5 protein-coding genes and 2 rRNA genes (1 of these 7 cut by a window edge) are annotated in these 13,760 nt (G+C 59.5%); all 7 read left to right on the forward strand.

Translation table 11 applies throughout. The features are described 5' to 3' along the window. Positions 1 to 2,064: ribosomal RNA gene (locus BLV61_RS19845) — 23S ribosomal RNA — on the forward strand (it extends 828 nt beyond the left edge of the window). 155 nt (positions 2,065 to 2,219) lie between these two features. Beyond that, a 5S ribosomal RNA gene (gene rrf / locus BLV61_RS19850) occupies positions 2,220 to 2,335 on the forward strand. Positions 2,336 to 2,553: 218 nt separating this feature from the next. Continuing rightward, positions 2,554 to 6,006 carry an exodeoxyribonuclease V subunit gamma gene (recC, locus tag BLV61_RS19855; protein WP_090467033.1) on the forward strand — a complete coding sequence of 1,151 codons (3,453 nt, stop codon included), beginning with the start codon at positions 2,554 to 2,556 and terminating at the stop codon, positions 6,004 to 6,006. Further along, positions 6,003 to 9,695 carry an exodeoxyribonuclease V subunit beta gene (gene recB, locus BLV61_RS19860; protein ID WP_090467035.1) on the forward strand — a complete coding sequence of 1,231 codons (3,693 nt, stop codon included), beginning with the start codon at positions 6,003 to 6,005 and terminating at the stop codon, positions 9,693 to 9,695. The genes recC and recB overlap by 4 nt, the downstream gene beginning before the upstream one ends. Further along, positions 9,692 to 11,800: an exodeoxyribonuclease V subunit alpha gene (gene recD, locus BLV61_RS19865; protein WP_090467037.1), complete on the forward strand. Its 2,109-nt coding sequence runs from the start codon at positions 9,692 to 9,694 to the stop codon at positions 11,798 to 11,800. The genes recB and recD overlap by 4 nt, the downstream gene beginning before the upstream one ends. 119 nt (positions 11,801 to 11,919) lie before the next feature. Further along, positions 11,920 to 12,495, forward strand: a complete 576-nt coding sequence (yfiR, locus tag BLV61_RS19870) for a regulatory sequestration protein YfiR (RefSeq protein ID WP_090467040.1) — start codon at positions 11,920 to 11,922, stop codon at positions 12,493 to 12,495. Next, positions 12,492 to 13,760 carry a diguanylate cyclase DgcN/YfiN gene (gene dgcN / locus BLV61_RS19875; protein ID WP_047537168.1) on the forward strand — a complete coding sequence of 423 codons (1,269 nt, stop codon included), beginning with the start codon at positions 12,492 to 12,494 and terminating at the stop codon, positions 13,758 to 13,760. Before yfiR ends, dgcN begins: the two co-directional genes overlap by 4 nt.

Raw genomic sequence — 13,760 nt, forward strand, 5'->3', positions numbered from 1 at the left:
CTCATGTATCACTGTAGGGGGTAGAGCACTGTTTCGGCTAGGGGGTCATCCCGACTTACCAAACCGATGCAAACTCCGAATACCTACAAGTGCCGAGCATGGGAGACACACGGCGGGTGCTAACGTCCGTCGTGAAAAGGGAAACAACCCAGACCGTCAGCTAAGGTCCCAAAGTTATGGTTAAGTGGGAAACGATGTGGGAAGGCTTAGACAGCTAGGAGGTTGGCTTAGAAGCAGCCACCCTTTAAAGAAAGCGTAATAGCTCACTAGTCGAGTCGGCCTGCGCGGAAGATGTAACGGGGCTCAAACCATACACCGAAGCTACGGGTATCACTTAGGTGATGCGGTAGAGGAGCGTTCTGTAAGCCTGTGAAGGTGAGTTGAGAAGCTTGCTGGAGGTATCAGAAGTGCGAATGCTGACATGAGTAACGACAATGGGTGTGAAAAACACCCACGCCGAAAGACCAAGGTTTCCTGCGCAACGTTAATCGACGCAGGGTTAGTCGGTCCCTAAGGCGAGGCTGAAAAGCGTAGTCGATGGAAAACAGGTTAATATTCCTGTACTTCTGGTTATTGCGATGGAGGGACGGAGAAGGCTAGGCCAGCTTGGCGTTGGTTGTCCAAGTTTAAGGTGGTAGGCTGGAATCTTAGGTAAATCCGGGATTCTAAGGCCGAGAGCTGATGACGAGTGTTCTTTTAGAACACGAAGTGGTTGATGCCATGCTTCCAAGAAAAGCTTCTAAGCTTCAGGTAACCAGGAACCGTACCCCAAACCGACACAGGTGGTTGGGTAGAGAATACCAAGGCGCTTGAGAGAACTCGGGTGAAGGAACTAGGCAAAATGGCACCGTAACTTCGGGAGAAGGTGCGCCGGTGAGGGTGAAGCACTTGCTGCGTAAGCCCACGCCGGTCGAAGATACCAGGCCGCTGCGACTGTTTATTAAAAACACAGCACTCTGCAAACACGAAAGTGGACGTATAGGGTGTGACGCCTGCCCGGTGCCGGAAGGTTAATTGATGGGGTTAGCTAACGCGAAGCTCTTGATCGAAGCCCCGGTAAACGGCGGCCGTAACTATAACGGTCCTAAGGTAGCGAAATTCCTTGTCGGGTAAGTTCCGACCTGCACGAATGGCGTAACGATGGCGGCGCTGTCTCCACCCGAGACTCAGTGAAATTGAAATCGCTGTGAAGATGCAGTGTATCCGCGGCTAGACGGAAAGACCCCGTGAACCTTTACTATAGCTTTGCACTGGACTTTGAATTTGCTTGTGTAGGATAGGTGGGAGGCTTTGAAGCGTGGACGCCAGTTCGCGTGGAGCCATCCTTGAAATACCACCCTGGCAACTTTGAGGTTCTAACTCAGGTCCGTTATCCGGATCGAGGACAGTGTATGGTGGGTAGTTTGACTGGGGCGGTCTCCTCCTAAAGAGTAACGGAGGAGTACGAAGGTGCGCTCAGACCGGTCGGAAATCGGTCGTAGAGTATAAAGGCAAAAGCGCGCTTGACTGCGAGACAGACACGTCGAGCAGGTACGAAAGTAGGTCTTAGTGATCCGGTGGTTCTGTATGGAAGGGCCATCGCTCAACGGATAAAAGGTACTCCGGGGATAACAGGCTGATACCGCCCAAGAGTTCATATCGACGGCGGTGTTTGGCACCTCGATGTCGGCTCATCACATCCTGGGGCTGAAGCCGGTCCCAAGGGTATGGCTGTTCGCCATTTAAAGTGGTACGCGAGCTGGGTTTAGAACGTCGTGAGACAGTTCGGTCCCTATCTGCCGTGGACGTTTGAGATTTGAGAGGGGCTGCTCCTAGTACGAGAGGACCGGAGTGGACGAACCTCTGGTGTTCCGGTTGTCACGCCAGTGGCATTGCCGGGTAGCTATGTTCGGAATAGATAACCGCTGAAAGCATCTAAGCGGGAAACTAGCCTCAAGATGAGATCTCACTGGGACCTTGAGTCCCCTGAAGGGCCGTCGAAGACTACGACGTTGATAGGTTGGGTGTGTAAGCGCTGTGAGGCGTTGAGCTAACCAATACTAATTGCCCGTGAGGCTTGACCATATAACACCCAAGCAATTTGCTGACCTGAAAAGGCACCAGATTGCGGTGTGTGAAGACGCAATGAACCGAAAGTTCGCAACGATTCACAAAAGCCGCACAAACTATCGCATACCCAATTTGCTGAAGCGTCGAAAGACGGTTCGGTACCCGAATTTCTTGACGACCATAGAGCATTGGAACCACCTGATCCCATCCCGAACTCAGCAGTGAAACGATGCATCGCCGATGGTAGTGTGGGGTTTCCCCATGTGAGAGTAGGTCATCGTCAAGATTAAATTCCGAAACCCCTATCTGCGTATGCAGGTAGGGGTTTTGTTTTTTCCGGCTGCAGGCGCGAGCCTGCTCGCGATGGTCGTCAACGATGACGTTACTGTCTGAGGTCACCCGCAGCCCTGAAGTTCTTCGCGAGCGAGCTCGCTCCTACAATGAAGCAAGTCGCCTTCAATGCTAAAGTCGTCCCTCGATTTTGAGCTTTCCAAGGAAGCCTTTATGCCGGATGCAACGTCCCTCAGTGCTGGTTTTATGGTGGTTCACGGCAACCGCCTCGACGAGTTACGCAGCCTGGTGGTGAGCTGGATGCGGCGTTACCCGCTGGCGCCCTTGGAAAATGAAATTGCACTTGTGCAGAGTAATGGCATTGCCCAGTGGCTCAAGTTGGCACTGGCTGAAGACTCTGAAGAAGATGACATGGGCGGCTGCGGTATCGCCGCTGCCATCGACGTACAGTTACCGGGCAGCTTCATGTGGCAGCTGTATCGCATGGTCCTTGGCCGTGACGAAATTCCGGTCACTTCCCTGCTCGATAAGGCTCCCTTGACCTGGCGCCTGATGCGTCTGCTGCCGCAACTGATCAATCAACCGCATTTCGAGCCCCTTCAGCGCTTCCTGACCCATGACACCGATCTGCGCAAACGCTATCAATTGGCTGAGCGGCTGGCGGATTTGTTCGACCAGTACCAGGTGTACCGGGCCGATTGGCTCGAAGACTGGGCTGAAGGCCGGCATCAATTACGCAACGGCAGAGGTGAAGCCAAACCGCTGACCCCGGCCAATTGCTGGCAAGCGGAATTGTGGCGCGCACTGCTGCTGGATGTCGGCGAAGAGGGCATGGCGCAAAGCCGCGCCGGTGTACACCAGCGGTTCATCGAGCGGATCAACCGTCTCGACGTTGCCCCTGTCGGGCTGCCTTCCCGAGTCATCGTTTTCGGCATTTCGTCTCTGCCCGCACAGGCCCTGGAAGCTTTGGCCGGACTGGCTCGTTTCAGCCAGGTGCTGCTGTGCGTGCATAACCCGAGTCGCCACCATTGGGCGGACATCGTCGCCGATAAGGACCTGTTGCGGCATCAATACAAACGCCAGGCTCGCAAGAGCGGGATGCCGGTTGTGCTCGACCCGCAAACCCTTCATCAGCATGCCCATCCGTTGCTGGCCGCATGGGGCAAGCAGGGGCGGGACTATATCAACCTGCTCGATAGCTACGATGATCCCAACAGCTATCGCTCTGCGTTTCGCGACGGCCGCATCGACCTGTTCAGTGACAGCCAGCCCCTGAACATGCTCAATCAGTTGCAGGACGATATCCTTGAGCTGCGTCCCCTGAACGAGACTCGCGAACGTTGGCCGGCTGTAGATCTGGAGACAGATCAGTCGATCCGTTTTCACATCGCGCACAGCGCTCAACGTGAAGTCGAAATCCTTCACGATCAATTGCTCGCACGTTTCAGCGCCGATGCAGATTTGCGTCCACGGGATGTGATCGTCATGGTCCCGGATATCGACAGTTATGCCCCGCATATACGAGCAGTGTTCGGGCAGCTTGATCGTCATGATCCGCGTTTCATTCCCTTCACGCTCGCTGACCAAGGCCAGCGTGGCCGCGACCCGTTGCTGATCGCCGTCGAACATCTACTCAAGCTGCCGGACAGCCGTTTCCCTGTCAGCGAAATTCTCGATCTGTTGGATGTCCCGGCATTGCGCGCTCGCTTCGGCGTCGAGGAGCGTGATCTGCCCACCCTTCACCGCTGGATTGAAGGCGCGGGTATTCGCTGGGGCATGAATGCCGAGCAGCGGGCAGGATTGGGACTGCCGCAAGCGCTGGAGCAAAACAGTTGGCGTTTTGGTCTGCGCCGGATGTTGCTGGGTTATGCCGTGGGCAGTGGGAGCGCTTGCGACGGTATCGAACCCTACGACGAGATCGGCGGGCTGGATGCCGCGCTCATTGGCCCGCTGGTGGCGTTGCTCGATGCGCTGGAGATCGCCCACCACGAACTTACGCAGCCGGCATCGCCCCAGCAATGGAGCGTGCGATTACAGGCGTTGATGTCATTGTTCTTCCAGGCCAGTAACGAGCATGACGACTATTTGCTGACCCAACTGGAAGCGTTGCGCGAAACCTGGCTCGAGAATTGTGAATCGGTAGGCTTGCAGGATGAACTGCCCCTGACCGTCGTCCGTGAGGCCTGGCTGGCCGGTCTCGATCAGGGACGCTTGTCTCAGCGTTTTCTGGCCGGAGCCGTTAACTTCTGCACCTTGATGCCCATGCGAGCCATTCCCTTCAAACTGGTCTGTCTGCTGGGGATGAATGACGGTGACTACCCGCGTGCACAGCCTCCATTGGATTTCGACCTCATGGGCAGTGACTACCGCCCCGGTGATCGATCACGACGCGAAGATGACCGTTACTTGCTGCTGGAAGCGCTGTTGTCGGCCCGTGACCAGCTCTACATCAGTTGGGTCGGCCGTAGTATCCGCGATAACAGCGAACGCCCGGCGTCGGTGCTGATCGGCCAGCTCCGCGACCACCTGGCCAGCGGCTGGCGATTGACCGACGCCAACGAGGCGCTGCTCGAGGCCCTCACCCAGGAACACCCTTTGCAGCCTTTCAGCGCGCGTTACTTCCATGAAGGCGATGCACTGTTTAGCTACGCCAATGAATGGCAGGTGCTTCATCACGCAGCCGAATACGCGGTTGAGATCGAAATACTGGAAGCCCACGTTCCGGAAGAGCCGCTGGGTCTGGGTCAACTGCAGGATTTCCTGCGTCACCCTGTGCGGCATTTCTTCAGCCAGCGCTTGAAGGTGTTTTTCGAAGCTGCCGAAGTGCCTTTGGCGGATGAAGAGCCCTTTGTGCTCGATGCACTGCAACGCTATAGCCTCAGCGACAGTTTGCTCGACGCCGCACTGACGCAACCGGGCGAAGTCGATCAGGCATTGGAGGCGCAGGCCCGGCGCCTGCAAAACAGTGGGCTGCTGCCGATGGCAGGATTTGGCGAATGCCTTCAGCGAGAGTTGATAGAGCCGTTACCCGATCTGCTGCAACGCTACCATCAGCTCCTGGCCTTATGGCCGACGCCGCTGACCAGTGCCCTGCCGGTCAATCTGGAGTTGCATGGTCTGTCTGTCGAGGGTTGGCTCAGCGGTCTGCACCAACGAGCGGACGGTGGTTTGCTCTCGGTCACAACCATCCCCAACAGCATCGGTTCGATCAAGTCGCGCAAATGGCATCGCCTGACGCGACCCTGGGTCAATCATCTGGTCGCTTGCGCCAGCGGCATGGCGATGACGACTGCATTGGTGGCCAGTGACGACAGCCTGGTGCTTGATCCGATGGAGCAGGCGTCTGCATCACGAATTCTGGGGGACCTGTTGCTGGCCTGGCAATCGGGCATGCGCCAGCCGCTGCCGATTGCCGTCAAGACTGCGTTCGCCTGGTTGGGTCAAACCGAGCCGGTCAAAGCCGAAGCGGCCGCTCGCAAAGCGTATGAAGGTGATGGCGTGAACACTGACGGGGAGCGAAGGGAAAGCGTGGCACTGGCCCGTCAATTCGCTGATTACGATGCACTGACCGCCGATGAGACGTTCGTCGATTGGTGCAGCGCGTTGTATCGGCCACTACTCGAGGCGCCTTGGCGCTCGCTGTCCAGCGAGGAGGCGCGCCCATGACCAGCAAGACGCCTCTTGCCCTGGCATTCCCGCTGCGCGGCAGTCAACTGATCGAAGCCAGTGCCGGGACCGGCAAGACCTTCACTATTTCCGCATTGTATTTGCGCCTGGTCCTTGGCCATGGCGGTGAACCGAGTGGTTTCGGGCGCGAGCTGTTGCCTCCGCAAATCCTTGTCGTAACCTTCACCGATGCTGCCACCAAAGAACTGCGCGAACGTATTCGCACACGGCTGGCAGAAGCCGCCCGGTATTTCCGTGATGAAACATCGGCACCCGATGGGCTGATTGCAGACCTGCGTAACGAGTACCCGCCCGAACAGTGGCCCGGTTGCGCGAACCGCCTGGACATCGCCGCCCAGTGGATGGACGAAGCCGCCGTTTCGACTATCCACAGCTGGTGCCAGCGGATGTTGCGTGAACACGCGTTTGACAGTGGCAGCCTGTTTACCCAGACCCTGGAAACCGATCACAGCGATTTGCTCGGCGAGGTCTTGCGCGATTACTGGCGACTGTTCTGCTACCCGATGCAAGGCGATACCCTGAACTGGGTGCGTAACAATTGGGGCGGTCCGGCCGCACTGTTACCGCGCGTTCGCGGACTGTTCGCCAGTGAGCGAGACAGTGTTGAAGGTAAGGAACCTGTCGAGCTGATCAGCGAGTGTCTGCAGGAACGACGGGCGGCCTTGCTCGAACTCAAGAGGCCCTGGCGTCAGTGGGCGGACGAGTTGCTCGCCATCTGCCACGAGGGTGTCGCCAGCAAAAATGTCGACGGTCGCAAGATGCAGGCGCGTTACTTCGAGCCCTGGTTCGAGAAACTCAAAGCCTGGGCCGAGGATGAATCCCTTGAGCAACTGGACATCGGCACCGGTTTCACGCGCCTGACGCCCGAGGGTATGGCCGAGGCCTGGAAGAAGGGCGACGTGCCCAGTCATCCTGGCCTGGACGCAATGCCCGGCCTGAAAACCGCGCTTGATCAATTGCCGACGCCCGATGCCGCCGTGCTGCAACACGCCGCCCATTGGGTCGGTGCACGCTTCGAAGAAGAGAAGCGTCGCCGTGCGGAAATGGGCTTTGACGACATGTTGCTGCGTCTTGATGCGGCGTTGCAATCCGATGGCGGCGAGCGCTTGGCCGCCTTGATCCGCGAGCAGTTTCCGGTAGCGCTGATCGATGAGTTCCAGGACACCGACCCGGTGCAGTACCGGATCTTCGAGAGCATCTACCGCATCGAAGACAACAACCCCGAAAACGGCCTGTTTCTGATCGGCGACCCGAAACAGGCGATTTACGCCTTCCGCGGTGCCGACATCTATACCTACCTTCGAGCGCGTCAGGCCACCGCTGGCCGACTGCACACCCTGGGCACCAATTTCCGTTCCAGTCATGGCATGGTCGGTGCCGTGAACCATGTCTTCGAGCGTGCGGAATCCCGTGAGTCCGGGCGTGGTGCGTTCCTGTTCCGCGAAACGAACGGCGACAACCCGGTGCCGTTCCTGCCGGTTGACTCCCAGGGCCGCAAAGAAGTCCTGTGCGTCGATGGTCAGGTCGTACCGGCCCTGAACATCTGGCACTTGTCCGCCGAGCAACCGTTGTCCGGTGCGATTTACCGGCAACAACTGGCGGCCGCCTGCGCCAGCGAGATCACCGGGCTGCTCAATGGCGGGCAACAGGGGCGTGCGGGTTTCACTCAGGATGGCAAGGACTTCAGAGGGCTGTTACCCGCGGACATTGCGATCCTGGTCCGTGATGGCAAGGAAGCGCAGGCTGTGCGTGCAGAACTCTCGGCCCGTGGCGTACGCAGCGTTTATTTGTCGGACAAGGACTCGGTGTTCGCCGCTCAAGAAGCTCACGATGTGCTGGCCTGGCTCAAGGCCTGTGCCGAGCCGGATGTCGAACGCCCTCTGCGGGCTGCATTGGCTTGTATCACGCTGAATCTGTCGCTGGCGGAACTGGAGCGGCTGAATCAGGACGAACTGGCCTGGGAATCGCGGGTCATGCAATTCCGCAATTATCGCGAGGTCTGGCGCAAGCAGGGCGTGTTGCCCATGTTGCGACGCTTGCTGCATGACTTCCAGCTGCCCCAGGCGTTGATGGCACGCAGCGATGGCGAGCGAGTGCTGACCAACCTGTTGCACCTCTGCGAGTTGTTGCAGCAGGCGGCGGCCGAACTGGATGGCGAGCAGGCCCTGATCCGACATCTGTCCGAGCATCTGGCATTGTCCGGCCAGGCCGGCGAAGAGCAGATCCTGCGTCTGGAAAGCGATGAGCAACTGGTCAAGGTCGTGACCATCCACAAATCCAAGGGGCTGGAATATCCCTTGGTGTTCCTGCCGTTCATTTGTTCGGCGAAACCGGTGGATGGCAGCCGACTGCCGTTGCATTACCACGACGCCACGGGCAAGGCCCAGGTGACCTTGAGTCCGACCGCCGAGTTGATTGCCCTGGCCGATGATGAACGTCTGGCCGAAGATTTGCGCTTGCTCTATGTCGCCCTGACCCGGGCGCAGCATGCCTGCTGGCTGGGCGTGACAGACCTCAAGCGCGGCAATAACAACAGCTCGGTGCTGCACCTTTCGGCGCTGGGTTATCTGTTGGGCGGCGGCGCTGCATTGGCTGAGTCGGCGGGGCTGAAGCGTTGGCTGGAAGACCTGCAACAGGACTGTGCCGCGCTGGCTTACGGCGAAATGCCCGAAGCCAGCGCCGAGCATTACCACCCACCGCAGAACGAAGCAGCGTTGCTGGCCCCGTTGATGCCGAAGCGCAAGGCCAGCGAAAACTGGTGGATCGCTTCCTACAGCGCGTTGCGAATCAGCGACATCCTGAGTGTCGGCAGCGTTGAAGCGCCGGAGAGTCCGCAGGCGCAGAAACTCTTTGACGACGAACGACTCGATCCACAAGCGCCCCATGAAATGGTCGCCGGGGGCGCCGATATCCATCGATTCCCTCGCGGTCCGAATCCGGGCACCTTTCTTCATGGATTGCTCGAATGGGCGGGCGGCGAAGGTTTTTCCGCCAGCCCTCAGGCCGTGGAAGATGCGATCGCCCGTCGCTGCAATCGCCGTGGCTGGGAAGGCTGGATCACCACGTTGAGCGATTGGCTGCAGCACTTGCTCAAATCGCCGTTGCCGGTCGGTACAGGGCACCCGCCGGTGGTTTTCGAGCAACTGACCCAGTACCAGGTCGAAATGGAATTCTGGTTCGCCAGTCACAAAGTCGACGTGCTCAAGCTCGACGCGCTGGTGTGCCAATACACGCACAACGGCGTGGCGCGGGTAGCCGCCGAACCCGTGTTGCTCAATGGCATGTTCAAGGGCTTTATCGACCTGACCTTCGAGCACGACGGCCGTTACTACGTCGCTGACTACAAATCCAACTGGCTTGGCGTCGACGACGCGGCGTACACCGGGCAGGCCATGGAGCAGTCGATCCTCGACAACCGCTATGACCTGCAATACGTGCTGTACCTCCTGGCGCTGCATCGGCAACTCAAGGCCCGACTGGCCGATTACGACTACGACCGGCATGTCGGTGGCGCGTTGTACCTGTTCTTGCGCGGCACGCGTGCCTCCAGCCAGGGCGTGTACTTCGCCCGCCCTCCAAAAGAGCTGATCGAACGAATGGACCGGCTGTTTCAAGGTAAGCCAGAACCCAAGGCCGAACCCGCCTGGGAACAGGGAGTATTGCTATGAGCCGCACCTTCGCTGACCTGTTGCCCACTTCATTGGCCGCCGAGAGCCTCGCCGAGCTTGCCCCCCTGAGCCGTGCTGACGACTTGCTGTTGCTGCTCACCCGCTGGGTCGAACGTGGCTGGTTGCGTGCACTGGACAAAGCCTTCGTGGCCTTTCTTCATGAACTGGCGCCGGACGATGATCCATTGGTGCTGCTGGCCGCGGCATTGACCAGTCACCAGTTGGGCCACGGCCATGTTTGCCTCGACTTGTTCGAGACATTGAAGGAGCCGGACTTCGCCCTGTCGCTGCCACCGGAGGGTGATCTGCACAGTGGCGCGATGGTGTTGCCATCGCAGTTGCTGGTCGCGCTGGACGGCGCCCATTGGTGCAAGGTGCTGGCCTCCAGCAGTCTGGTCGCGTTGGCGGCCGACGGGTGTGAGGCGGTGCATAGCCGTCCACTGGTGTTGTCCGGCAAGCGTCTGTACCTGCGCCGTTACTGGGCTTACGAGCGCCGTATCGACAACGCGCTGCGTCAACGCCTGGCCGAACACGAAGCAACCCCCGGCGACTTGTCCGAGCGCCTCAGCGGACTGTTCGGTGTGGCCAAACCGGGGGACGTGATCGACTGGCAGAAACTGGCCTGCGCCCTCGCTACCCGAGGCGCCTTCAGTATCGTCACCGGCGGACCGGGAACCGGCAAGACGACCACTGTCGTGCGCTTGCTGGCGTTGCTTCAGGCGCCAGCGGTAGAGGCGGGCAAACCGCTGCGCATTCGTCTCGCGGCGCCGACCGGCAAAGCGGCGGCGCGCCTGACCGAATCCATCAGTCAGCAAGTCAGAACGCTGAAAGTCACCGACGCCATACGCCAGAAAATCCCTTCGGATGTCACCACCGTTCACCGTCTGCTCGGCAGCCGTCCCGGTACGCGACATTTTCGCCACCACGCGGGCAATCGCTTGCCATTGGACGTGTTGGTGGTGGACGAAGCCTCGATGATCGACCTGGAAATGATGGCCAGCCTGCTCGACGCGCTGCCAGCCCATGCTCGCCTGGTGTTGCTGGGCGACAAGGATCAGCTGGCCTCGGTCGAGGCCGGTGCCGTGCTGGGCGATTTGTGCCGCGATGCCGAGGCGGGTTGGTACAGCCCGCAAACACGTCAGTGGCTGGAAGCGGTCAGTGGCGAAAGCCTGGCGGCCAGTGGCTTGCAGGAAGACACTCAAGGCACGCATCCACTGGCCCAGCAAGTGGTGATGCTGCGTCACTCGCGGCGGTTTGGCGAAGGCAGTGGAATCGGTCAACTCGCCCGTTGGGTCAATCAACAGCAACCGGATGAAGCCCGTAGATTGCTGGCGGCACGAAGCCATGACGATGTGTTTTCCCTGTCCCTCAAGAATGAACAGGACCGGGCGCTGGAGCGCCTGTTGCTCGAAGGTCATGGCGAAGGACCACAAGGTTACCGGCATTACCTGAGCCTGCTGCGCAACCAACGGCCAGCCCTCGACAATCCGCTCGATGATGCGTGCTGGATGGAGTGGGCGCGGGAAGTGCTGAAAGCCTTCGACGCTTTTCAGTTGTTGTGCGCGGTGCGCAAGGGGCCATGGGGCGTCGAGGGCTTGAACCGGCGAGTGACCGACGCGTTACTCAAGGCCCGTCTGATCGACAGCGACCAGCAGTGGTACGAGGGGCGCCCGGTGCTGATGACCCGCAACGACTACGGCCTGGGCCTGATGAACGGCGACATCGGTATTGCGCTGAAACTTCCCGAGCGTGACGGGCCTGACGCTGGCAAGCAGGTGCTTCGCGTGGCATTCCCGCGCAACGACGGGCAGGGCGGCGTGCGTTTTGTCCTGCCCAGTCGACTCAACGACGTTGAAACCGTGTACGCCATGACCGTGCATAAATCCCAGGGCTCGGAATTTTCCCACACCGCGTTGATTCTGCCCGATGCCCTGAACCCGGTGTTGACCAAAGAGTTGATCTACACCGGGATTACCCGGGCCAAGGACTGGTTCACACTGATCGAGCCGCGTGCAGGGGTGTTTGAGGAGGCCGTGAGGCGCAAGGTCAAACGCTTGAGCGGGTTGATGCTGGCGCTCAAGGAAGAAGTCGAAACGATAGGCTGAGCGAGGCGTCGCGAGGCTGCGCAAACGGCTCGAAGTACGATCGTGCACAGTCTCGCTGGTGTCTAAACGCTGTGCTATCGTTGCGGCATCAATTTGTTACGTTCGAAGAGAATCCCTGCATGAAGGTGGCTGTCAGGACGACGGGGCGTGTGGTTGGCTGCAAACAAGCGCTGCTTGCCGGTCTTCTCTTTGTGTTGTCTGGCGTGGTTTTCGCTCAGTCTCAAGCACCGGCGGGCATGGCCGACCAGCGTGCCAAATCGGTCACGCAAGTGGTGCTCGGGATTCTTAGCTATGCCCGTTGGCCGATTGAGCCTGCGCAACTTCGTCTGTGCATTGTCGGCCCCACCGAATACACCGACGATCTGGTCAAAGGCACGACCCTGGCGACCGGCAGGCCCGTGACGGTGCAGCGGCTGCTGGCTGACAATCCGTCGATTGCCAGTGAATGCGATGCGGTCTACATCGGCAAATTGACCCAGGAAGAGCGCGGACGGCTGTTCGCCTCGCTGACCGGCCGCCCCGTGCTGAGCATCAGCGAAAGCGACGATCAATGCACCGTGGGCAGTCTGTTTTGCCTGCGGGTCAGCGACGATCAGGTGTCGTTTGAAGTCAACCTCGATTCCGTTGCCCGTAGCGGCGTACGCATTCACCCAAGCGTGCTGCAACTGTCCCGCCGCAAACCGGCGGCGCCATGAGTCTATTCAAACCGGGCAGTCGCCCGGCGTTGCGTTCCGTCCTCGGCCGCGGTCATTTGATTGTCGCGCTGGTGGGTGTGGCGATGGCCAGTGTTTCGTTGACCCTGCTTGGCGTACTGGCCTTGCGCGTCTACGCCGACCACAACCTGCACCTGATCGCACGTTCGATCAATTACACCGTGGAAGCCGCCGTCGTGTTCAACGACAAAGCTGCCGCCACCGAGGCGCTGGCGCTGATTGCATCCACCGAAGAAGTGGCCGACGCCCAGGTGCTGGACGCACGTGGTCAATTGCTGGCGCGCTGGCAGCGGCCGGAAACCGGGTTGTTTTCCAGACTCGAAATGCAGATGGCCAAGGTCTTTCTGGAAGAACCCATCAACTTGCCGATCATCCATCAAGATCGGGAGATCGGGCGCATTTTGCTGACCGGCCATGGCGGCAACCTGATGCGCTTTTTGCTCAGCGGCCTGATGGGTATTGTGTTGTGTTCGGCGATCAGCACCTGGGTCGCGCTCTCTCTGGCACGCCGACAGCTTCGCGGGATCATTGGCCCACTTCGCAATCTGGCCTCGGTGGCTCATGCCGTGCGCAGCGAGCGTGCTTTCGACCAACGTGTCCCCGCCGCTTCCATTGCCGAACTCGACAACCTGGGCAACGACTTCAATGCCTTGCTCGATGAGCTGGAATCCTGGCAAACCCACCTGCAAAGCGAAAACGAAACCCTGGCCCACCAGGCCAGTCACGACAGCCTCACGGGGTTGCCGAACCGGGCGTTTTTTGAGGGGCGGTTGATACGGGCATTGCGCAACGCCAACAAACTCAACGAGCGGGCGGCGGTGTTGTTTCTCGACAGCGACCGGTTCAAGGAAATCAACGACAACTTCGGTCATGCCGCAGGGGACGCCGTATTGGTCGCCGTGGCCAATCGGGTGCGGATGCAACTGCGGGAAGAGGATCTGGTGGCACGCTTGGGCGGTGATGAGTTTGCCGTGCTGCTGACACCGCTGCACAAGATCGAAGACGCCGAGCGCATTGCCGACAAAATCCTGGCCAGCATGGAAGTCCCCATCCCGTTGCCGGGCGATCATCAAGTGCTGACCTCACTCAGCATCGGCATTGCCGTTTACCCCGATCATGGCGCTACACCGGTCGCGTTACTCAACGCGGCCGACACGGCGATGTATCAAGCCAAGCGCCTTGCCCGTGGCGCTCAACACACGGCAGGGGCGGAGCACCCTGTCGCCGATGTTCAAATCAGGAGCTAA

Source organism: Pseudomonas mohnii, assembly GCF_900105115.1.
GTDB lineage: Bacteria > Pseudomonadota > Gammaproteobacteria > Pseudomonadales > Pseudomonadaceae > Aquipseudomonas > Aquipseudomonas mohnii.

Coding starts and splice junctions, on each gene's coding strand:
- recD (WP_090467037.1), top strand. CDS start 9,692: ATGAGCCGCACCTTCGCTGACCTGTTGCCCACTTCATTGGCCGCCGAG.
- recC (WP_090467033.1), top strand. CDS start 2,554: ATGCCGGATGCAACGTCCCTCAGTGCTGGTTTTATGGTGGTTCACGGC.
- yfiR (WP_090467040.1), top strand. CDS start 11,920: ATGAAGGTGGCTGTCAGGACGACGGGGCGTGTGGTTGGCTGCAAACAA.
- recB (WP_090467035.1), top strand. CDS start 6,003: ATGACCAGCAAGACGCCTCTTGCCCTGGCATTCCCGCTGCGCGGCAGT.
- dgcN (WP_047537168.1), top strand. CDS start 12,492: ATGAGTCTATTCAAACCGGGCAGTCGCCCGGCGTTGCGTTCCGTCCTC.